The organism is Tibeticola sediminis, from assembly GCF_003843835.1.
In the GTDB taxonomy this organism is placed as follows: Bacteria; Pseudomonadota; Gammaproteobacteria; order Burkholderiales; family Burkholderiaceae_C; genus Tibeticola; species Tibeticola sediminis.
Genome location: NZ_RKQL01000002.1, coordinates 148,290 through 168,977, shown reverse-complemented (window position 1 = coordinate 168,977; position 20,688 = coordinate 148,290). Strand labels below are relative to the sequence as shown.

Here is a 20,688-nt window from a genome sequence, read left to right as displayed (position 1 = left end):
CCCAGGCGCTATGGGCCACAGGCAAAATGGCGCCATGAACATCGTCATATTGGATGACTACCAGGATGCGGTCCGCAAGCTCCCGTGCGCGCGCAAACTCGACCCGTATCCGGCCAAGGTTTATACGAACAACGTCAAAGGAATCGCCCAGCTGGCCGTGCGGCTGCGGGACGCCGACATCTTGGTGCTCAATCGGGATCGCACCCAGGTCACGAAGGCCTTGCTGGAGCGCCTGCCCCGCCTGAAATTCATCGCACAAACTGGGCGCGTCGGCCCCCACCTGGACGTGCACGCCTGCACGGAGCGCGGCATCGCAGTTGCGGAAGGCGTCAGTTCGCCGATTGCGCCGGCCGAACTGACTTGGGCCTTGATCATGGCGGCGAGCCGGCGGCTGCCGCACTACATCGGCAACCTCAAGCACGGAGCGTGGCAGCAGTCCGGCCTCAAGTCAGCGTCCATGCCGGCAAACTTTGCGCTGGGCAGTGTTCTGCGCCGCCGAACGCTCGGCATCTGGGGCTACGGCCAAGTTGGGCGCATCGTCGCCGGCTACGGCCGAGCCTTTGGAATGCAGGTCCTGATCTGGGGCAGCGAGGCTTCCAGACAACAGGCCCGGGAAGCGGGCTTCGATCTCGCCGCCAGCAAAGAAGATCTGTTCCGCGCATCCGACGTCCTGAGCCTACATCTTCGGCTGAGCGAGAGCACCCGCGGCATCGTCCGGTCGAGCGATCTCGCCCTCATGAAGCCGACCGCGATCTTCGTCAACACCGCTCGCGCGGAACTGGTCGAAAGCGATGCGCTCGTGGCTGCGCTGAGCCGCGGACGCCCCGGGATGGCTGCCATCGACGTGTTCGAGAGCGAGCCGATTTTGCAAGGTCACGCCTTGCTCCGACTCGAAACCTGTGTGTGCACCCCACACATCGGTTATGTCGAGCAAGACAGCTATGAACTCTACTTTGGATCGGCGTTTGACAACGTCGTGAACTTCATCCGTGGCACACCAACGAACATCGTCAACCCCGGCGCATTGCAGGTGCGACGCTAGCCCCAAGCCACCGGACTAGGCGTTTTGTCCGGGTTTCGAGGCGTTCTCGCTCAGGAACAGCTCAAAGTCCAACGCAGCGTCGGCTTTCGCCGCCTGCGAGTCCACCGTTGAATCCGGCTCTGCGAGCGCTCCTGGCTGCGCAGCCGCCTGAGACGCCAATGTCGGTGGATCGAGATCCAAGGCCGCAAGATCGATGTCGAGGCCGAGGTGCGCCGATGCCGGAATGATCGGTACATCCCCTGGCGCGCTGGACACAGGGTCGACCGCCGGCTCTGCAGCCAAAGGCTGAATGCGAGTCGGCTGGAAGTCCGCCTGAGACTCCACCATCGGCGCTCGATCCGGCGAAGATGGCGACTCGGCCCGGCCACTCTTGGCCAGTTCCTTCGCAATGGCGTAAAGAAACAGCAGGTCTTTGTAGGCCTCGAGATCGAAGCGTCGCGCGTCGTCGGTGTGCGGCCGGAACAAAGACTCTTCGATGACGCCAATCACTTTCGGCGAGGGCCAAAGGGATTGGATCCGGCTCAGCGTCCGCGGATAGGCCTCCAGGCCATTGCCGCCCTCGGCATAGTCATCGAATGCCGGAGCCTCCGCATTGAATGTCGCGTTGAATTTCGCCCGCAAAGCTTCGTAGGCATCCTTGCGGCCGGTGCGGTGGTAGAGACCCAACAAGTCCAGGTAGACCAGCGCACTGGCCGCGGGGTTTTCCGCCATGTGCCGATGCAGTGCCGCAATGGCCTGGTCGTATTGGCCCAGTGAGATGAAAAACTCCGCCTCTTCCTCCACATCGAGCAGTTCATCGACCTTGACCGCGCGAACCAACTCCGAAGCATCGGCGACCGATGGCGCGAGTTCCCGAGCCTGTGCGAGCGGGCCATCCGGAGCATGCCCCGCCGGAGTGGGCGGGATGGGCTGCACCTTTCCTTGTGCCTCCGCCAAAACGGCCGCGGCAGGAGCTGGCTTTTCAGCGTTGCGGCGCTCTTGGGCACCGTTCTGGCCCGCTTCCTCCCGCTCCGTCTCCACGCCAGGGGCGATCCCGGTCGAACGAGCTTCCTGCTCTCGGGTCGAATCCGAAGTCGTGGGCTCTTCCGGCATCCACCACAACGCACGCGAGGCTTCCTCGCGGCGGCGCCACCAGAGCCCAGCAAAGGCTGCGCCCACCAAGCCCAAAGCCCCTAAAGCAGCCAGGAGCCAAGGCTCTCGTTCTGCGGAGCGCTCGGCACGCTCGGCACGCTGCTTCCAAGTCGCAGCCTCTGCGCGGGCTTGACTCAGCTCCCGCTGCAAACGCTCGCTCTGGGCCGTCAGCTGCTGCACGCGGGCGCCCTGCAGTTCGATCTCCTCGAGGGTCATGTTGAGCGTTTGCCAGAGTGCGCGCGCCTGCTTGCGCCGCTCCCCACCCGGCTCGTCAGGAACGGTCAGGAGATCGCTGGCGGCACGCAAGCGCGGCTCCCCATCGGCGGCTGGAAGTTCCAGCATTTGCAGCTTGAGCCTCGGCTGGTGCGAACTCGAAGCGGCCCCAGCCTTCGGAGTCGCGCGCTCCTTTGCGCTTGGCGGGCGAACCGGGCTGCGGCTTCCCTCTCCGGACCGCGGTGCGAGCGATTTTTTTTGTTGGGTCGGCACGACCGGCGACGAGTCGATGGGCACCGCCCGCTGCGGCAACTTCGCGCGATCGGGAACCGGTGCGACCCCGACGCCCTCGGCCTTCTCTGCTGGAGCCGCGAGCCTTTGAATGCTCGCGGATGGGCGCTCGATGAAAGGCTCACTCAAGAGCACGAACTCGCGCGTCAGGTTCTGGCGGCAGTTCAGTCGGACGATCAGCCGGACGAACGGCTCTTCGATGGCTTGGCTGCTGCGGATCGAGAGACGCCACTTCCGTCCATCTCCCAGGTCTGACGCGGCCACGCGGATTCTCGACGGCCCGATGCGGTTGGTTCCGTCGAACAGCTCGACGCTGATGCAATCGGCCGCCACCTCGTTCGGTGCATCGGCCAGCAAGGAAACATCGATCTCGAAAGGGCGCCCCAGCCACACCACCGAATTGGGCGTCGATATCTGCAGGGCCTGCGCCGACCCGACGACGGCAAAAAGGCTGACAACGCTCGCGAATCGACCGAGGACAACGAAAGGTTTCATGTGTTGCGCAAATTCTGGCATGAAAGACGCGATTCGCGGCGAAATCTAAAGGTCGATAATCATTCCATGACAACACCGACCTATTTGAACGTGGGCATCGTCGGCGCAGGCGTCATGGGCCGGGGCATCGCCCAAGTTGCCGCCCAAGCCGGCAGCCGTGTGTTCCTCTACGACACCAACGCTGAAAACCTGAGCGTAGCCCGAGCCGCCGTGCTCGACCAGTGGCGGCGCATGGTCGAGAAAGAACGCTTGACCCCCGCAGAAGCCGAATCGCTGGCCACGCGACTGATGGCCTGCGAGACGTTGGAAGCCTTGCGGGATTGTGACCTCGTCATCGAAGCCATCGTGGAGCGGCTCGATGTGAAGTGTGAACTATTCGCCACACTCGAAGGCATCGTCGCGGCCGACGCGACGCTCGCGACGAACACCTCATCCTTGTCGGTGACGGCCATCGCAGCGTCATTGCGCCATCCCGGTCGATTCGCGGGCTACCACTTTTTCAACCCAGTGCCCCTCATGCGGGTCGTCGAGGTGGTGGCAGGGCTGCGTTCGGACGAGGCGACCTGCCGCAAGCTGACCCAGTACGCGCGTGACATGGGCCACCGGCCGGTACGCGCGCAAGACACGCCGGGCTTCATCGTCAACCATGCAGGGCGCGGCTACATCACGGAAGGGTTGCGGGTGGTTTCCGAGGGCGTGGCCGACTTCGCCACGGTCGATCGGATCCTGCGCGACCAGGTGGGATTCAAGTTGGGGCCGTTCGAGTTGCTCGACCTCACAGGCCTGGATGTGTCCCAACCGGTCATGGAGTCGATCTATCACCAGTATTACGAAGAGCCGCGCTTTCGGCCGAGCGTGATCGGGGCTCAGCGCCTCGCGGGCAAGGTCTTGGGCCGCAAGACCGGTGTAGGCTTCTACCGCTACGAGGGTGGAAAGCCCGTGGTTCCAGACGAGCCCCCGACACCTGGGGTGGCGGAGATGCCGCCGTTTTGGGTTTCGCCGCGTGCGGCGCGGCGATCGGAGCTGCTGGCCCTGATCCACCGTCTGGGTGGATCCATCGAAACAGGAGCCGCCCCCTCGGCCCAGGCGGTCACCCTGGTCGCGCCATTGGGCTTCGATGTCACGACCGTTTCGGTGGTCGAGCGGCTCGATCCGGCGCGAACCGTGGGCATTGATCTGCTGATCGACGACGCCGCGACACGCAGACGGGTGCTCGCAACCAACCCGGCTACCCGCCGCGATGTCCGTGATGCCGCACATGCGCTCTTTGCGCGCGACGGCAAGGCGGTCAGTGTCATCCGAGACAGCGGCGGTTTCGTGACCCAACGCGTGTTGGCCACCGTCGTCAACATCGGCTGCGACATTTGTCAGCAAGGCATTTGCACGCCCGAAGACCTCGAAGCCGCGGTCAGCCTGGGCCTGGGCTACCCCGCTGGACCCCTGGGCCTCGGCGACCGTTGCGGCGGCACGAACATTCTGGAAGTCCTCTTCAACCTCCAAACGGTCTACGGTGACCCCCGCTACCGACCGAGTCCCTGGCTGCGCCGTCGCGGCGCCCTGGGTTTGAGCCTCACCCACACGGAAGCCTGAGCCCGCCATGCCCGCCGAACTGCGCAGCACGACCGAAGATCAAACGCTGATCTTGACGCTCTCCAACCCCGAACACCGCAACGCACTGGGTCCGGAGATTTACGCCGCGGGCGTCGAGGCCCTCAACGCCGCCGAAAACAACGCCGAGGTCCGCAGCGTCATCCTCACGGGATCTCAGGGCGTATTCAGCGCGGGCGGCAATCTGCAGCGCCTGCGTGCCAATCGCGAACACCCCCCTGAATGGCAGGCGCGCAGCATCGATGGCCTGCACGACTGGATCGAAGCACTGCGTGCCTTCCCCAAGCCTGTCATCGCTGCGGTCGAAGGTCCGGCGGCCGGGGCCGGTTTTTCGCTCGCCCTCGCCTGTGACTTCATCGTCGCGGCGAGCAATGCCGTCTTTGTCATGGCGTACAGCAACATCGCCCTGTCGCCCGATGGCGGTGCCTCCTGGAGCCTTGCACGCGCGCTACCGCGTCAACTCGTGGCCGAGTGGCTCATGCTTGCAGAGCGGGTGTCGGCCGCGCAATTACAGCGCTTCGGACTGGTTCACAGCGTCACGGAGCCGGGTTCGGCCTTGAACGAGGCCATGAATCTGGCGCGACGGCTCAATGCACGCGCCCCGAATGCGCTGGCCAGCATCAAGGAACTCCTCAACGAGGCCGCGCAGAACACGCTGGGCGCCCAGTTGGCTTTGGAGCGAGAGCACTTCGTGCGTAACCTCTTTCATGCCAACGCCGGCATCGGCATCCAGGCCTTCCTCGACAAGACGACACCCAAATACACGGCCTGACCCGGTCGCAGCAACGGCCTTGGTCGTCACGCAAGGGACATTTTTTCGAACTTTAGTCGCCGATAAGACAAGCCATGGACGAGCCCATCCTTACGATCGAAGAACGAGAGGCCATCAACAGCGGCCGATGGTTTTCCTCACTTTCTCCTTCATTGCGTCACGACATTCTGCGATGTGCCTACGTCAAGCGATTCAAAGACAACGAGCTCATCGTGGCTCGCGGCGACCCGCCTCAAGAGTGGTCGGCCTGCGCGCGGGGAGCCGTGCGGGTCAGCTCGACCTCGTTGTCGGGCAAGCAAATCACGCTGACTTATGTGGAGCCGGGCGTTTGGTTTGGCGATGTCGCCATCTTCGACGGCGACCGGCGAACGCACGACGCTTACGCGCACGGCGACACGACGCTGCTGTGTGTCTCCCGATCCGATTTCAAGAAGATTCTCGCCACGCATGTCGAGCTGTACGAGGCGTTGGTGCGGCTGCAGGCGCGTCGCATCCGCCAACTGTACGGCTTGGTGGAAGACCTCAATACGCTGCCCCTGCGGGCGCGGCTGGCCAAGCAATTGCTGCATCTGGTGCGCAGCTACGGCGTTCCCTGCTTGTCCCAGGCGCACGAGACCCGAATCGGACTCCAATTGGCCCAGGAAGAACTCGCGCAGTTGCTGGGCGCATCACGACAGCGGGTCAATCAGGAACTCAAGGCCATGGAGCGCGAGGGCGCCATCCGCATCGAGCCCGGTGGACTCGTGGTGCGCAATCGGGAAATGCTCATGGCCATCGTCGAGAGCGACAGCTAGCAGCGACCCGTACCAACTTGCCGCTCCCCCTGCCCCGACATGACTGATTTCTCCAATTTCATCGGGACACGGGAGGTATCCCCGGCCCACGCCTTCGACCTGGCCCGCCTCGAGTCCTGGCTGACCGAAAACCTGCCCGACTTCGCCGGACCTTTGAAGGTCGAAATGTTCAAGGGCGGCCAGTCGAACCCGACCTACAAGCTGCTGACACCCAGGCGCGCCTACGTCATGCGTGCCAAGCCCGGTCCCGTGGCCAAATTGCTGCCCTCGGCCCACGCCATCGAGCGGGAATATCGGGTTCAGAAAGCCCTGGCCGGCTCGGCCGTTCCGGTCGCGGAAATGCTCGCACTGTGCGAAGACGAATCGGTGATCGGCCGCGCCTTTTATGTGATGGAGTTTCTCGATGGTCGCGTGCTTTGGGACCAGTCCCTTCCCAACCTGAGCCGCGACGCGCGAGCGGCGATTTACGATGAAATGAATCGGGTCATCGCGGCCCTGCACAGCGTCGAGCCGGACTCGGTCGGGCTTTCCGATTACGGCAAACCCGGCAACTATTTCGAGCGGCAGATCGCGCGGTGGAGCAAGCAGTACCAGGCTTCGATCACCGAGCCGATCGAAGCCATGGACCGCTTGATCGATTGGCTGCCCAGCCACATTCCTGCATCCGCGCGTGACGATCGGCTGGTGCGCATCGTGCATGGCGACTACCGGCTCGATAACCTGATGTTCGAGCGGGACCAGCCCGTGGTCCGTGCCGTGCTCGACTGGGAGCTCTCCACGCTGGGCCACCCGCTGGCGGACTTCAGCTACCACTGCATGGCTTGGCACATCCCCGTCGGGGCGTTTCGCGGCATCGGAGGGCTCGATCTCGAATCGCTCGGGATTCCGAGCGAAGCCGAATACATCGCCCGCTACTGCGAACGTACGGGCATTGCCAACCCCAAGGATCTACAGGCCGACTGGAATTTTTACCTCGCCTACAACCTTTTCCGCATCGCCGCGATCCTCCAAGGAATCGCCAAACGGGTTGAGGCGGGCACCGCGTCGAGCGCCCAGGCACGGGCCTCCGCCGCTGGCGCGCGCCCCATGGCCGAGTTGGCTTGGACGTTCGCTCAGAAAGCCTAGCTCCAGCACCCGCTCCCCTGAAGAAAGAAGGACACCATGGATTTTCAATACAGCGACAAAGTCGAACAACTGCGTGCACGCCTGCTGGCCTTCATGGATGAGCACATCTACCCCAACGAGTGGCGCTTCCATGACGAGGTGGCGCGCAACCGCGCCGCGGGCAATCCGTGGGTGCCCACGCGCATCATCGAAGAGCTCAAGCCCAAGGCCCGCGCGGCCGGGCTTTGGAATCTGTTTCTACCCCGCTCGCCTCGCGCGCCCGAAGGCCTGTCCAACCTCGAATACGCGCCCTTGTGCGAAATCATGGGGCGCGTCAGCTTCGCCGCAGAGGTCTTCAACTGCTCGGCCCCGGACACCGGGAACATGGAGACGCTGGAGCGCTATGCGAGCGAGGAGCTCAAGGATCGCTGGCTCGAACCTCTGTTGCGCGGAGAGATCCGCTCGGCCTTCCTCATGACCGAGCCCGAAGTGGCCTCCTCCGACGCGACGAACATCCAATGCCGGATCGAGCGCGATGGCGACCACTATGTCATCAACGGCCGGAAATGGTGGTCTTCAGGCGCGGGTGACCCCCGCTGCGCGGTGTATATCGTCATGGGCAAGACCGACCCCGACGCGCCCAAGCACCAGCAACAATCGATGATCGTGGTGCCCGCCGATACGCCGGGCATCCGAGTGCTGCGGCCGCTGACCGTTTTTGGCTGGGACGACGCGCCCCACGGCCACATGGAAATCCTGCTCGAAAACGTGCGCGTACCGGCCAGCAACCTCATCCTCGGCGAAGGCCGCGGCTTTGAAATCGCCCAGGGTCGGCTGGGGCCGGGACGCATCCACCATTGCATGCGCTCGATCGGCATGGCCGAGCGTGCGCTCGAACTGATGTGCCGACGACTCAACAGCCGGGTGGCTTTCGGCCAGCCGATCGCGCGCCAGTCCGTTTGGCAGGAAAGGATTGCAGAGGCCCGCTGCATGATCGAACAAGCCCGACTGCTGACGCTGAAGGCCGCCTACATGATGGATACCGTGGGCAACAAGGCTGCGCGCGCCGAAATCGCCATGATCAAGATCGTGGCGCCCAACATCGCCTGCCAAATCATCGACTGGGCCATTCAGGCGCACGGCGGCGCCGGTGTCAGCGAGGACTTTCCGCTGGCGTATGCGTATGCACATCAACGCACGCTTCGGCTCGCCGACGGCCCAGACGAGGTGCATCGAAACTCGCTCGCCAAGCTCGAGCTCTCGAAGTACCTGGTGCGACAGGAACCCGTCGAAATGCCGGTCACCCGCGGGTGTTGAAGCGTTTGCCGAGAACCCACTGCCTTGGGCTTAGAATAGACGCTTCGTCGGAGCGTAGCGCAGCCTGGTAGCGCATCTGCTTTGGGAGCAGAGGGTCGCGAGTTCGAATCCCGCCGCTCCGACCATTCTTTCAAACCAAAAGCCGAGAGCTCCACCGGATTCCTGGGCTTTTGCGTCATCGAGCTGCCCGTAGCTCAACTGGATAGAGCAACGGCCTTCTAAGCCGTAGGTCGGGGGTTCGAGTCCCTCCGGGCAGGCCAAACCCGCCCAAGCATCAACCCGCTTCTGCCGTAGACACTCATCGGCGCAAGACCTGATCGACCCCCATATTGGCCAAGGCGTCGGCGCGCTCGTTTCCGGCATGTCCATTGTGGCCGCGCACCCAGTGCCAGCGAATCTGGTGGCCCGCCTCGTGGACGAGCGCGTCGAGCCGTTGCCAGAGATCCACGTTCTTCACCGGCTGCTTGGATGCGGTCTTCCAGCCACGCGCCTTCCAGCCGGCAATCCACTCGGTGATCCCCTTGCGAACGTATTCGCTGTCCAGATACAGATCGACCTGGCACGGACGCTTGAGCGCTTCGAGCGCTTGGATGACCGCGGTCAGCTCCATGCGGTTGTTGGTCGTCTCGAGTTCTCCGCCGAACAGTTCCTTGCGGGAGGCGCTGGACTGCAGGATCACCCCCCAGCCGCCCGGGCCCGGGTTTCCTTTGCAGGCGCCATCGGTATGTATCTCGACGTGCGTTTTGGACATTTTTAGTCGTTTCCCTGCGTATTTCGGGTCTTGTTAGCTATGGTTATAGGAGCGGCCTGGGGACTGGGTGCGGCCTTCCAGCTGGCTTCGAGCAGGCGCGCACCCCGCACCTTCTTGACCGCCGTGACGCAATAGGCCGCCCCAAAAATCGGCCACCACCGCGCCCCTGCGCGGTCCATCCAGCGAAAGCGCTGCAACCAGGCGGACTGCCGCAAGGCCGGGACGTAGACGCCAAATTGCACCGTTTCGACTTCAAAGCCCAGCAGCCGCAGCCAGTCTCGAAGCCGCCAGTACGCGATGAATTCACCGGCATCGGGCAGGAAAAGCTCGCCCAACCCCAGGCGCCGCAGCAGCCTCGCCCGCCTCTGCCGCAAGCCCCAGAGGCTCGCCGGGTTGAGGCCGCAGACCACCACGCGGCCCTCGGGGACCAGCACACGCTCCACCTCTCGCAGACAGGCATGGGCATCGCGATGCAACTCCAAAGTGTGGGGGAGAACGACGAGATCGATGCTCTGCTCGGGAAACGGCAAAGCCGCATAGTCGCAGCCGAGAATCGAGCGTTCGCTCGTTTTGGATGAGTTGCCCGCCTGATCCTGCGCAGCGGGCAACTCGGCCTGATCCAGCGCCAGCCAACGATGCGGCATGCGATTGGCCGCGAGCCCATCGATGTCGGACAAGCCCAGCTGGATGGCGTGGTAGCCGAAGACATCCGACACGCTGGCGTCGAGGCAGCCCCGCTCCCACCGGAGAAGGTGCTGCCCGGGCGGGGTCTGAAACCATTCGTGCAGGGCTCGGGCCGACTCGGGTGGGCTACCTATAATTCGCGCCTCCATGAAACTCGTTGCGCTGCCGGCGTTGACCGACAACTACATCTGGCTGCTACACGACGGCGAGCAGGCGCTCGTCGTCGACCCCGGTGAGCCGCAACCGGTACGCACCGCGCTGAACGAACTCGGGCTGCGGTTGGCTGCGATTCTAGTCACGCACCATCACGCCGATCACACCGGAGGAGTCGCCGCGCTTGCCAAGGAAACGGGTGCAGCGGTCCACCTCCCCGCGCACGAGCTCATCCCGGTCGACGGTCATCGACATGCCGAGGGCGCGACGGTCGCGATCCTGGGCTTGCCATGGCAGGTGCTGGAGGTACCCGGGCACACACGCGGGCACATCGCGTGGTACGGCGCGGAGGTCGGGGGCACCCCCTTGCTTTTTTGCGGCGACACGCTGTTTTCCGCGGGCTGCGGCAGACTGTTCGAAGGAACGGCGCAGCAGATGCACGCCTCGGTGAGCCGGCTGGCCGCCCTGCCCGAGCCTACCCGCGTGTGCTGTGCGCACGAGTACACCCTGTCGAACCTCGCCTTTGCACGCGCGGTCGAGCCGCAAAACCTCGAGCGCGACCGGTATGAAGCCCTCTGTCGCCATCGACGCGCGCAAGGCGAGCCCACCTTACCCTCCTCGATCGGACTCGAACGCGCGGTCAACCCTTTTTTGCGCTGCGGCGAGGTCGCGGTTCGTGACGCCGTGATCCGACATGCGGGCCTGCCCGCCGATGCCGATCAGGTCGCCCTCTTTGCCGCCCTGCGGCGCTGGAAAGACGAGTTCCGATGACCCCGAGTTGGTTTCACCCGCGGCTGGCGTGGCTGCTGTTGGCATTCATGGCCATGCTGTCAGGCTGCGCGTCCCTCGAGTCGCCCTCGACCGAGCGACGTTCGGCGGTCGACGCCGCGGCCGCGCACGGCCCAAAGCCCAGCACGGGCGGGGAGTCTGCACCCAACGCCCCGGGCCAAGGCCTTCAAGGCAGTGGGATTGGACCGGTCAAACCGCTGAGCCTGAACCCCATCGAACGCCCACCCGTGGTGAGCCTGCGTCCGCCCGAAGACCTGTGGGAACGCATACGGCGGGGCTTTGCGATGCCCGACCTCGACAACGAGCTCGTGACCGACCGCATCCAGTGGTACAGCGCCCGCCCGGATTACATCCTGCGCATGACCGAGCGCTCGCAGCGCTACCTCTTCCACATCGTCGAAGAGCTCGAGCGGCGCAACATGCCGACCGAGATCGCCTTGCTGCCGTTCATCGAAAGCGCGTTCAACCCTCAGGCCGTGTCGAGCGCAAAGGCGGCCGGCATGTGGCAATTCATGCCACAAACCGGCAAATCCTTCGATCTGCGCCAAAACGCGTTTCGTGACGACCGGCGCGATGTGCTCGAATCGACGCGCGCCGCGCTCGACTACCTGCAGCGCCTCTACAACATGTTTGGCGACTGGCAGCTGGCGCTCGCCGCCTACAACTGGGGCGAAGGCAGCGTGAGCCGAGCACTGGCCCGCAACAAGGCGGCCGGGATGGGGCTGAGCTACAGCGACCTGAACATGCCGCAGGAAACACGTTTCTACGTGCCCAAGCTGCAAGCGGTGAAGAATCTGATCGCCAACCCCGAGGCCTATGGCATCCGGCTGCCGCGCATCGAAAACCACCCCTACTTCCAGTCGGTCCCGATTTCGCGCGACATCGATGTGGCCCTGGCCGCAAAGCTCGCCGAAATTTCGCTCGAAGACTTCCGCGCGCTCAACCCCTCGATGACCAAACCGGTCATCCTCGCCGCCGGCACGCCGCAGGTCTTGCTGCCCTGGGACAACGCCGCCGTGTTCGAGCGGAACCTCGCCAGCTATCAGGGCCGCCTGGCGAGTTGGACGGCCTGGGTCGCGCCTTCGACGATGAGCGTCGCCGAAGCGGCACGACGCACCGGCACGCCGGAGTCGGAGCTGCGCCGGGTCAACGGCATTCCCCCGAAAATGCTCATCAAGGCTGGCTCGACCTTGCTCGTAACCCGCTCCGAAGCCAAGGATGCCGACGTCCCCGAAGCCGTGGCCGATCATGGCCAAGTGGCTCTGGCGCCGGAAGTCACGCTGCGCCGAGCCGTCATCCATGCCCGGCGCGGCGACAGCGTCGAAAGCCTCGCCAAGCGTTACGGCGTCGCTGCGGCAACGCTCGCGCACTGGAACAATGTCGGAATCAAGACCCAATTCCGCCCCGGCCAGGCCGTCACCCTGCTCCTTCCAACGCGCGCCACCCCGAATCGATCGCAGGCCGCGGCACCCGCACGGAAAGCCCCGGCCAAGGCGACGAACATCCGACCCGCGCCCAGCACACCGAAGGCGACCTCGACTCAAAGCCGCAATCGCGCCCGCGCGAGCAAGGCATAGTGCTCGGTGTGCAACCGGCTGAGGCTGAGCGGGACGCCGGACAGTTCAGGGTAAAGACGGACAAGGGTGCGCCAAGCCGTCCTTGCCCCGCCTTCGGGCAAGCCACCATCGGCGGTGTAGCCCTGCAAAGAGACGGCAACCGCGGCCGAGGTCGTGCCCACATCGCGCGCCCAGGCGGCCTTGGAAGCCAGTGCGTTCCAGTCCGAGAGTTCCGCCGTACGCAGCCACTTCAGCGCCTGGAAAACGGCCTGAGCCACGCGCTCGATCCCCGGATCACCGGCCTTCGAACGTGCATAGGGCGCAAACAAGCAACCGCCAGGCATCGCGCCTTGAAACAACGCATCCGAACTGCGCACTGAACGCGAATCCGCCAGGACACGGACATCGCCCGAGCGTTCCAGCCGGGTCATCCACGGATCGAGGCCGCAAAAGCCATCGATCGAGCCGGCCCGTAATGCCTCGGCCGCACGGGCCTCGGCGCCGACCGGAATCACGCGAACCGCAGATTCCGGAACGCCGGCATCGAGCAGCACCAGCCGAAGGAAGCGGTGCGAAGCCGAGCCGAACGAGGTGACACCCACAAGCTTGCCAACCAAATGCTGAATCGTCGGCTGGGGCGGCAAGGTGCGGCTCGATGCCGCCAGCACCAATTGCGGCGTGCGTCCATAGACGAAAAAGCTCTGCAGGGAAGCGCCACGGGCGTTGGCAAGAACGAGCGCATCGAAGGGCCCTGCGCCGACATCCGCATGGCCTTCGCGCACCGCTTCGAGCGCCGCCATCCCGCCCGGGTATTCCCAGAGATGCACCTCCACTCCAGCGGCGGCGAAAAAACCGAGCGCCGCGGCGAGCTTGATCGGCAGGTCGTAGAGGGTGTCTGCGGCACCGACGGCCAAATCCACGACCGGCAATGGGCTGCCCGAGGCAAGGCTCGGACGGCCCAGCGCCGCGGCGCCAAGCCACAGCAAACATGCGCGTCGAGTACACCCTGCCACCGCCATCCGTCCCCCTGGCCGGTCGAGCCCGGCTGGCGCAGCCTAGCTCAGGGATGGCGCAGGCACATCGGGGGAACTCCGGCCGGGTTTTCCCGCGCCATCAAGGAAACGCCTGCAGCCTCAGTTCAACCTAAATCCGGCAGTTGGGCGCTTTTCGCTGAATGCAAGGTGTTGATGTTTCAACAATTTTCGGTGCGCAGGCCGTTCACCGTTGGGGTGAGCGCTGCGCACCCGTTCGAGTCGCCCTCGGGCGCGGGGGCGGCGTTGCAAATCCTCGCCATGGCGCCCGCCATGGCTGTGGTTTGCGCCTTGCCCGCGCGCCCGATGACGACCCGCCCGGGCGCGCCCAACTGCCGGATTTAGGTTCAACGGTAGCCGAGGAAGAGGATGGCGATGTTGAGCGCGAACGCCAGGGTCCAGACCACGGAGCGAATCAGCGCCCAGTCCGCGACGTAGCACAGGATGTAGGCGAGCCGCAGAAAAATGAAGAACACCGCGGCCAAATCCAGCCAGGCCTGGCTGGCGCCCAGTTGTTGCGCGATGATCACCGCGCCGATGAAGAAGGGCAGCGCTTCGAAGCTGTTGGCTTGGGCCGCATTGGCGCGCGCTCTCCAGCCCGCCTGACGGGCAAGCCAGGCACGTGGCTGGTGGTTGTCATAGCCGCCTTGGCTGGCTGGCCGGCCGAATTCGCCCCACTTGGCCAGTCCCGCGCACACGATGGGTAGCAAGGCTGCTGCCAGCACGCACCAATAAGCCACGGTGAAATGCACAGCAGTCGTCATCGTTGGGTTCATCGAAACTTCCTGTTTTTCATGTGAATTCGGCCATCGCCCGCAAAAAATGGACGTTATGCGCTCTCATTTTTGTATCAACGACGATCGACCAAGGCGTGCGCGATGGTGCCGAGATCGACATATTCGAGCTCGCTGCCGGCCGGAACACCCCGTGCCAAGCGGGTGACGCTCAGCCCGCGCGCGCGCAGCGCTTCGCCGATCACGTGCGCGGTCGCCTCGCCTTCGGCGGTGAAATTGGTCGCGAGGATCACCTCGCGCACCACGCCGTCGCATGCGCGCTCGAACAGCTCCCCGAGACCGAGTTCCCGAGGGCCGATGCCGTCGAGCGGACTGAGCTTGCCCATGAGCACGAAGTATCGCCCCCGATACGCCGCGGTGCGCTCGATCGCGGCCTGATCCGCCGGGGTCTCCACGACGCAAAGTTGGCTGGCGTCGCGCCGCGGGTCGGAGCAGGTCGCACAAAGCTCCGCCTCCGTGAAGGTATGGCACAGCGCGCAGTGCCGCATGCGTGCATCGGCCTCCTGCAGCGCTTGCGCCAGCACGCGCATCGACGCCCGGTCATGCTGGAGCAAATGAAAGGCCATACGCTGCGCCGACTTCACCCCCACGCCGGGCAGCCGCCGCAGCGCCTGGATCAGTTGTTCGAGCGAGCTGGTGTCAGCCATGACGGAGGTGGATCGCTTTGCAGCCTTTCAGAGCGCTCGGGCCCGGCAAAGCCCACTGCGGGCATGGCCGAGGGTGGCCACGTGGCCCTCTTCTGCTTGGAAGTACCGCTGCGCGACCCAAGGCAAGGTCTCTCAGAAGGGGAACTTCATGCCGCCCGGCAAACCCGGCATCCCGGCGGTCAGCTTGCCGAGCTTTTCCTGCTCGGTTTCGGCGGCCTTGCGCACCGCGGCATTGAACGCCGCGGCAACGAGATCCTCGAGCATCTCTGGGTCATCGGCGAGCAGACTTGGGTCGATCGTGACCCGTCGAACCTCGTGTTTGCAGGTCATGAGCACCTTGACGAGGCCACCGCCGGCCTCGCCTTCGACCTCGATGTGCGCCAACTCCTCTTGGGCGCGCTTGAGGTTTTCCTGCATCGCCTGGGCCTGCTTCATCAGCCCGGCCAACTGACCTTTGTTGAACATTCTCTGACTCCGTTGTAAGAACTCATTTGGCCCGTGCACCGACCCGCCACCCAGGCGGGACGGACACGCGATCCTGCTGCCTCACCGCTCACAGCGCTGCGAGACTCCCGGGCACGATTTTCGCGCCAAAGCTGCGCATCATCTCTTGCGTCCAGGGATCGGCTGCGACCCAAGCCTCGGCCCGGGCCAGCCGCGCCTGCGCTCGGCGGGCCAGGCGCTGTGCGGGGCTGTTCTCGGCCCGCCCCAACTCCACACAAAGGCGCACCGCATGGCCTTCTGCGGCCAACGCCGCCTCGAGCCGCTGCGCCATCTGCGGCTGGGCCAGTGCCTCGGCCTCGACCCGAAGCACCCACACGTTGCCGTCGCGCCGCACGAGCTCGGACTGGAGCGCCAGCTCACGCACGAGCGCTCCGATCCGCTCGGAGCCGATCAGGCGCATGACCAAACCATGCCAAAACACATCGTCCGCGTCCGAAACTGCAGGAGCCTCGGCCGGTTCCGCGGTCGCGGCGCCGCCGGCGGGCGGAACGCTCGAATGCTCGACCGGCTCGCTGAGATCGCTCGATACCCCCGCTTTTTCTGTGGTCTCACCGTTCGCCACTGGCTGCAGCGACCGCGCTGCATGCGGTGCATCCACCAGAGGCAAGGAAGCACCCTCGTCCAGCGTCACGGCCGGGCTCTCCACCCGCTCGGACGAACCGGCCGGCGACGTCCCCGGAGCCTCTCGTCCGCTCAGCGGAGGCGCCGGTGCGGCGCCAGCCCCAGCCCCCAGCCGGGGGCTGATTTCATCCTTGGCCCTCAACGGGCTTTTTTTTTCTTCGGGCGACGACGGCGACTTGAACGCCAAGAAGCGCAGCAGAACCATCGTCAACGCCGCGTATTCGTCCACCGCCAAGCCCAACTCCTGACGGCCATGCAGGCAAATGCTGTAGAGGAGCTGGGTCTCGTCGGCTGCCAAGGCTTGCGACAAGCGCTGCAGCTGCGCCTCGTCTGCCTCGTCTCGGGCCGCTGCCGCTTCGGGAACCGCTTGACGCACCGCGACGTCCTGGAGGACAGCAACCATTTCATCGAGCATCGCGCCCGCTTGCAGTCCCTGCACGCGCATGGCCTCGATGGATTCGATCACCGTTCGGCCCGCGCCGTGCGACAGCGCCTCGAGCACCTGCCACATCAGACTGCGGTCCGCACTGCCCAGCATCTGGCGCACGGGTACTTCGCGCAGCGCGCCCCCACCGTAGGCAATCGCTTGGTCGGTCAGGCTCAGCGCGTCGCGCATCGAGCCACGGGCGGCGCGAGCCAGCAGGCGCAAGGCCGATGCTTCGAAATCGATGGACTCGGCGGCAAGCACGCGCTGCAGATGCTCCGCAACGGTCTCCGGCGCCATGGGACGCAGGTTGAACTGCAGGCAGCGGCTCAAGACCGTGACCGGCACCTTCTGCGGGTCGGTCGTCGCCAAGACGAATTTCAAATATTCGGGAGGCTCCTCCAGCGTTTTGAGCATCGCATTGAAGGCGTGCCCGGTCAGCATGTGAACCTCGTCGATCATGAAGACCTTGTAGCGCCCCTGCACGGGCTTGTAGACCGCCTGCTCGAGCAGGCTTTGAACTTCGGCAACGCCACGGTTCGAGGCGGCGTCGAGCTCGGTGTAGTCCACGAAGCGCCCGGCGTCGATCTCCACGCAGGCCGGGCAAACCCCACAAGGCGTGGCCGTCACGCCGCCTTGTCCATCGACGCCCTGGCAATTGAGCGACTTCGCCAGAATGCGCGACACCGTCGTCTTGCCGACGCCCCGCGTGCCGGTGAACAAGTACACATGATGCAAACGCCCCGTGGACAAGGCGTTGGTCAAGGCGCGAACGACGGCGTCTTGCCCAACCATCTCGGAAAAGGTCCGAGGACGATACTTCCGAGCCAGAACCAAATAGGGAGCCATCGCGCCATTCTACGGGGGCCCCGGCGTGTTCCAGACGGCACGGCCGCCGACCGCCGAGGAACGAACGGGAGTGCGTACCGAACCGTCGCCGAGTAGACAGCAACATCCAAAATCGCCTCACGCGGGGGCTGGTCGAACGCGCGAGTCGAGAGTATGCTGCAGTGCGTCAAACCATCCATCCCGATGGAACGTTTACTGCCGGCCCTTCCTCGGCTCGAGGATTGCATGCATCCCACAATTGACCTGCCAGCCCAAGCGACCCAACCTGGCCCGACGTCCGTGACGACCGCGTCGGACATCCCCAAGCTCATCGCCGCCCTCGAGGGTTGTTTGCACCCGCGCGCGCAGCGGCTGCGCGCCTGTCTCGAGCGCGAGCCGCAAGGCGCCGAGCTCGAACGCGTGCGGATTGAAGTGCTTGGCCTATTGACACTCTCCTTCGGCCGCCGGGAGGCGCTGCGTCGACTAGAATAGCCAACGACGGGCCTTCCCGCATGGCAAAGCAGCCAACCGGGTCAGGTGGGGAACCAAGCAGCCCTAACTGTGGAGTCAGTGCCGGGGTCAAGGCTCGTCACCCAACAAAAAACCCTGCGTGTGCGACGCAGGGTTTTCTTTTAGTCGCGATGCCGTCACCGAAGAACAGGCGGCTGAAGCAAGCGCATCACGTCCCGATCATTCGGCAAAGCGTAATCGGTTGCGCGAAGAATGCGACCGTCCTCCGTGCGCACCAGTTTCAGACTGACATAAGTGACGGTCGCAGCCGGCGAATAGGTTCCCACCAGGACGAAGCTGGCACTGTGGCTCCTGGCGATGTCCTTCACCTCGCGAGAGAGCAACAATTCCCCGGTCTCTTCTTTCACGAAAACATCGCCACGGAGCTTCATCTCCTTGACGTCGAATCCCGCCATCGCGATGCTGGAAGCATATTGTTCTGACAGGGTCCGTCCCAACGGGGCCGAGCGACGCAGGTCATTCACATTGACGATCGTCGCAACCAAGACTGGGCCGTCACCCAAGGACCGCCGATCAAGCCCCGCGATCAGTTGTTCCGCAGCCGCACGATTCGTCGCCACGAATTTACTCGCCGCAGCCTCCTCGTAGCTCGGCTCGGACCGAACCACCGGAGATGGCGTACAACCTCCCAAAAGAGAAAGCGCCGCAACGGCCAGCAGCGTCCCTTGAAAAATCATCTTCCCGTTCATGGCCCCACCACCTTCATCGTCTTCGGTGCACGCAACGCGGCGAAGAGGGTTGCGTCAGCCTCCTCGATGTAATACACGTCGGTCTTTCGAGTCAAGTAACGATCACCCGACGCGACCGTTGTCGTCAACACCAGCTCGGTCGCAGTGGGCCCACCAGAATCAACACTCGCGACGTAGTCGGCAATCCCAGCAAGGGCCAGCCCTCCGGCGAGTTGGGTGTCGAGATGCTCGTGCCGCAGCCCATATGCCGCAAAAAGCCCGGCAGCGATCATCGTGAAACGACCGGGAACAAAGTGTGGCCTCGGGCTGTTGTGACGAACGACTTGAGCCTTGTAGGTCAGCTGCAGCGCGCCCGTCGGATTGCCCTGGACCACCTTCCCGGCCTTCACCAGTTCGCTGATCAGGAACTCACGGAAGGCCGTGTCGAATGTCGAGGCATTCTCCGGAGTCGCCACGAAAAGCGGCGATGCCCCAGCGCCAGCCCGATCCAAGGTGTCGAGGGTTTGCGCCACGATGTCTTTGGACAACAGGCCCCAATGCCCCGCAGACCGAACTTTGGGCTGAACCGTCAACGGAAAGTTCTCCGAAACAGGAATCGGTGATGTAGCACATCCAGCCACCAGCACCCCGAGGCTCACTAGAGCCGTCATTGCACGCAAGTGTTTCAACACAAGCCCCCTCTCTTCATCAAAGTGACGGGAGTAGTCCCAAAACCCCTGCTTCAAAACTGTTGTCTCAGGGGAACCTTGCACGATTATTCGCGCGGCTGCTCTGGCCCGCAAGAAAAAAACCCGTTACAAATGGCCGGTTCGCCCTCGTCGGCACAGACGGTGGCGTCAAGCCCACGAAATTTGCGGGTAGAGAGGATCACAAGGGTCCACGCGGCTGCCCCATCGCGATCGTTACGGCAACGCTGAACAAGTTCCCGTGATGGCGCGCGCCCGGCTGCGGGATGAGATGCGAGGCGCAAACCGCGGCCATAGCCGCAGCTATGGAGAGGAATTGCTTTCGACGCAGACCGCCCGCAGACGGGATGCGCGGCGCGCGGGGGACTTGTCCAGCGTCGCCTTACAAGTCCGCCTTGCGGCTGTCGAGCGGGGTAAGGAAGGAATTTTCCTGAGGCGCATAGACGACCGGGGCTGCAGGCATTCCCTCGGGCATCGCAGTGAGGGGGCCGGCGACCGAGGCTTCATCGGAACCACCGAGGGATGAAATCTCACTCTGACGGATGACCCGCTGCCGCTCGACGGCGGCATGAAGTGCTGCTCGGGCGACCTTGATTGCCTCTCCTTCCGCGGCGTTGGCGCGGGTCATGGCGGCACCGGTGTCGCCAAGGAATGCCGTGCGTATATCCGTGATGGTCGGCAAGCGCTCCGGGTTCACGATCCAATACGCGATGCCGCACTGGGTCAACAGGGTTTGCTTGAGTTGCCGGTTCGACTCGGACAGGCCCTTGCGCCCTGGAACATCGACGCAGCCGAGAACCTGCCCGCCCGCGGTGCAGACCGTAAAGGTGCAGTAGACACCATTGAGGATTTCATACCATTGCCGTGCGTCCTCGCCCTTGCGCGGCAAGGTGAATCGCGTGACGGCCACCTTGATCATGACGTGGTGGTCGTAGAAGGCACGAACCAGCCAACGCCAGACGCGCCGCTCCTCGCTGTTGGCCAGCAGCCGCGGCACGAGCGGCCAGTGGCGCGGCAAGCGACGCGGCGCACGAGCCGTCCGACGCTGCAGCCACCGGGCCAGCGCAACGCCGGCCCCCAGGCCCGCAGCCAACGCCAACACCACCGAAATCCAAACAACGCCATCGAGACCCATGATCACCGCTCCATCCCCTTGCCGGGGTTGTTACCAACTGTATTGGATTGCGATGGATCGAGCGAGGACATATTCCACAGTTTGAATGCCTTTGCGCC

Annotated in this window: 21 protein-coding genes, 2 tRNA genes and 1 other RNA gene; 13 read left to right on the top strand and 11 right to left on the bottom strand. The window is 64.4% G+C overall.

The genetic code is table 11. The features are described from left to right. The first annotated feature begins 34 nt into the window (after positions 1 to 34). Positions 35 to 1,042: a D-2-hydroxyacid dehydrogenase family protein gene (locus EDC62_RS05750; protein ID WP_124221478.1), complete on the top strand. Its 1,008-nt coding sequence runs from the start codon at positions 35 to 37 to the stop codon at positions 1,040 to 1,042. A gap of 15 nt (positions 1,043 to 1,057) precedes the next feature. Here the strand turns inward: EDC62_RS05750 and EDC62_RS05745 are convergent, their stop codons facing one another. After that, positions 1,058 to 3,172, bottom strand: a complete 2,115-nt coding sequence (locus tag EDC62_RS05745) for a type IV pilus assembly protein FimV (protein WP_124221476.1) — start codon at positions 3,170 to 3,172, stop codon at positions 1,058 to 1,060. 66 nt (positions 3,173 to 3,238) lie between these two features. Between EDC62_RS05745 and EDC62_RS05740 the strand changes: the two genes are divergently transcribed. From EDC62_RS05740 to EDC62_RS05710, 7 genes are all read left to right on the top strand, one after another. After that, positions 3,239 to 4,762: a 3-hydroxyacyl-CoA dehydrogenase gene (locus EDC62_RS05740; RefSeq protein ID WP_124221474.1), complete on the top strand. Its 1,524-nt coding sequence runs from the start codon at positions 3,239 to 3,241 to the stop codon at positions 4,760 to 4,762. Between the two features lie 7 nt (positions 4,763 to 4,769). Further along, the gene (locus EDC62_RS05735) at positions 4,770 to 5,552 is read left to right on the top strand and encodes an oxepin-CoA hydrolase, alternative type (RefSeq protein WP_124221472.1); all 783 of its coding nucleotides are present in this window, start codon (positions 4,770 to 4,772) and stop codon (positions 5,550 to 5,552) included. 74 nt (positions 5,553 to 5,626) lie between these two features. After that, entirely contained in the window at positions 5,627 to 6,346 is a 720-nt protein-coding gene (locus tag EDC62_RS05730) for a Crp/Fnr family transcriptional regulator (RefSeq protein ID WP_124221470.1), read from the top strand. Positions 6,347 to 6,385: 39 nt separating this feature from the next. Continuing rightward, the gene (locus EDC62_RS05725) at positions 6,386 to 7,471 is read left to right on the top strand and encodes a phosphotransferase family protein (RefSeq protein WP_124221468.1); all 1,086 of its coding nucleotides are present in this window, start codon (positions 6,386 to 6,388) and stop codon (positions 7,469 to 7,471) included. 36 nt (positions 7,472 to 7,507) lie between these two features. Beyond that, entirely contained in the window at positions 7,508 to 8,767 is a 1,260-nt protein-coding gene (locus EDC62_RS05720; RefSeq protein ID WP_124221466.1) for an acyl-CoA dehydrogenase family protein, read from the top strand. Between the two features lie 48 nt (positions 8,768 to 8,815). Then, positions 8,816 to 8,892 (top strand) — tRNA-Pro (locus EDC62_RS05715). Positions 8,893 to 8,950: 58 nt separating this feature from the next. Next, positions 8,951 to 9,027, top strand: a tRNA-Arg gene (locus EDC62_RS05710). Between the two features lie 38 nt (positions 9,028 to 9,065). Here EDC62_RS05710 and rnhA read toward each other — a convergent pair. After that, complete coding sequence (gene rnhA / locus EDC62_RS05705) at positions 9,066 to 9,518, bottom strand: ribonuclease HI (RefSeq protein WP_124221464.1); 453 nt, start codon at positions 9,516 to 9,518, stop codon at positions 9,066 to 9,068. 2 nt (positions 9,519 to 9,520) lie between these two features. Then, positions 9,521 to 10,351: a class I SAM-dependent methyltransferase gene (locus tag EDC62_RS05700; protein WP_425469951.1), complete on the bottom strand. Its 831-nt coding sequence runs from the start codon at positions 10,349 to 10,351 to the stop codon at positions 9,521 to 9,523. On the opposite strand from EDC62_RS05700, the gene gloB reads away from it, so the two are divergent. Further along, positions 10,350 to 11,126: a hydroxyacylglutathione hydrolase gene (gloB, locus tag EDC62_RS05695; RefSeq protein ID WP_124221462.1), complete on the top strand. Its 777-nt coding sequence runs from the start codon at positions 10,350 to 10,352 to the stop codon at positions 11,124 to 11,126. The two genes, EDC62_RS05700 and gloB, sit on opposite strands and share 2 nt — an antisense overlap. Further along, a complete protein-coding gene (locus tag EDC62_RS05690) occupies positions 11,123 to 12,721 on the top strand; it encodes a transglycosylase SLT domain-containing protein (protein WP_124221460.1) in 1,599 nt (532 codons plus the stop codon). Before gloB ends, EDC62_RS05690 begins: the two co-directional genes overlap by 4 nt. Here EDC62_RS05690 and EDC62_RS05685 read toward each other — a convergent pair. Further along, positions 12,685 to 13,686: an ABC transporter substrate-binding protein gene (locus EDC62_RS05685; RefSeq protein WP_170159024.1), complete on the bottom strand. Its 1,002-nt coding sequence runs from the start codon at positions 13,684 to 13,686 to the stop codon at positions 12,685 to 12,687. The genes EDC62_RS05690 and EDC62_RS05685 overlap by 37 nt on opposite strands. Positions 13,687 to 13,887: 201 nt before the next feature. Here EDC62_RS05685 and EDC62_RS05680 point away from each other — a divergent pair, with 201 nt between their 5' ends. Then, complete coding sequence (locus tag EDC62_RS05680) at positions 13,888 to 14,076, top strand: hypothetical protein (protein ID WP_124221456.1); 189 nt, start codon at positions 13,888 to 13,890, stop codon at positions 14,074 to 14,076. Positions 14,077 to 14,078: 2 nt separating this feature from the next. On the opposite strand, the gene EDC62_RS05675 is transcribed toward EDC62_RS05680, so the two are convergent. The 4 genes from EDC62_RS05675 to dnaX form a co-directional block, all read right to left on the bottom strand. Next, complete coding sequence (locus EDC62_RS05675; RefSeq protein ID WP_124221454.1) at positions 14,079 to 14,507, bottom strand: MAPEG family protein; 429 nt, start codon at positions 14,505 to 14,507, stop codon at positions 14,079 to 14,081. A 74-nt stretch (positions 14,508 to 14,581) separates the two neighbouring features. Then, complete coding sequence (gene recR, locus EDC62_RS05670) at positions 14,582 to 15,172, bottom strand: recombination mediator RecR (protein ID WP_124221452.1); 591 nt, start codon at positions 15,170 to 15,172, stop codon at positions 14,582 to 14,584. Between the two features lie 132 nt (positions 15,173 to 15,304). Beyond that, on the bottom strand, positions 15,305 to 15,637 hold the full coding sequence (locus EDC62_RS05665) for a YbaB/EbfC family nucleoid-associated protein (RefSeq protein WP_124221450.1): 333 nt from the start codon (positions 15,635 to 15,637) through the stop codon (positions 15,305 to 15,307). Between the two features lie 88 nt (positions 15,638 to 15,725). Beyond that, the gene (dnaX, locus tag EDC62_RS05660) at positions 15,726 to 17,570 is read right to left on the bottom strand and encodes a DNA polymerase III subunit gamma/tau (RefSeq protein ID WP_124221448.1); all 1,845 of its coding nucleotides are present in this window, start codon (positions 17,568 to 17,570) and stop codon (positions 15,726 to 15,728) included. A 279-nt stretch (positions 17,571 to 17,849) separates the two neighbouring features. On the opposite strand from dnaX, the gene EDC62_RS05655 reads away from it, so the two are divergent. Both EDC62_RS05655 and ffs read left to right on the top strand, forming a co-directional pair. Then, a complete protein-coding gene (locus EDC62_RS05655) occupies positions 17,850 to 18,041 on the top strand; it encodes a hypothetical protein (protein ID WP_124221446.1) in 192 nt (63 codons plus the stop codon). Positions 18,042 to 18,046: 5 nt separating this feature from the next. Further along, positions 18,047 to 18,143, top strand: an RNA gene (gene ffs, locus EDC62_RS05650) — signal recognition particle sRNA small type. A gap of 53 nt (positions 18,144 to 18,196) precedes the next feature. Here the strand turns inward: ffs and EDC62_RS05645 are convergent. The 3 genes from EDC62_RS05645 to EDC62_RS05635 all read right to left on the bottom strand — a co-directional run bounded on the left by EDC62_RS05645 (position 18,197) and on the right by EDC62_RS05635 (position 20,590). After that, positions 18,197 to 18,769, bottom strand: a complete 573-nt coding sequence (locus tag EDC62_RS05645) for a FlgO family outer membrane protein (RefSeq protein ID WP_245968769.1) — start codon at positions 18,767 to 18,769, stop codon at positions 18,197 to 18,199. Then, on the bottom strand, positions 18,766 to 19,494 hold the full coding sequence (locus tag EDC62_RS05640; protein ID WP_425469950.1) for a hypothetical protein: 729 nt from the start codon (positions 19,492 to 19,494) through the stop codon (positions 18,766 to 18,768). The genes EDC62_RS05645 and EDC62_RS05640 overlap by 4 nt, the downstream gene beginning before the upstream one ends. Positions 19,495 to 19,837: 343 nt before the next feature. Next, on the bottom strand, positions 19,838 to 20,590 hold the full coding sequence (locus tag EDC62_RS05635; RefSeq protein ID WP_124221444.1) for a DUF2726 domain-containing protein: 753 nt from the start codon (positions 20,588 to 20,590) through the stop codon (positions 19,838 to 19,840). Between the last annotated feature and the right edge of the window lie 98 nt (positions 20,591 to 20,688).